Consider the following 280-nt stretch of genomic DNA (forward strand, 5'->3'; position numbering starts at 1 on the left):
TACCATTACTATAGAATTCAGCATGAATATTTTCATTTTCACCTGTCAAATAAAGGACAAAATCATACTCATCATCTCGGGCTGCATCAATAGCGCTATCTAAATCATTTCCACTATATGCTATATATTGGAATCTACCATCGTCGTGTGATGAAAGCATGTCACTGAATAATCCATCGTGCTCCGTATTGTCTATCACGGCTACCTGTGGGAGGTCGTGGTCACCATCACTAGAAAAAATATCTATAATATTATTTATATTCGTTAATACCAATACGAG

Annotated in this window: 1 protein-coding gene; it reads right to left on the minus strand. The window is 36.1% G+C overall.

Annotated features, from left to right (window positions below):
* Positions 1-280 (minus strand): hypothetical protein (locus AOA60_RS33495; protein ID WP_218240828.1); only part of this gene is annotated, 280 nt, incomplete at both ends.

The organism is Pseudomonas sp. 2822-17, from assembly GCF_002742485.1.
Classification (GTDB): domain Bacteria; phylum Pseudomonadota; class Gammaproteobacteria; order Pseudomonadales; family Pseudomonadaceae; genus Aquipseudomonas; species Aquipseudomonas cyclaminis.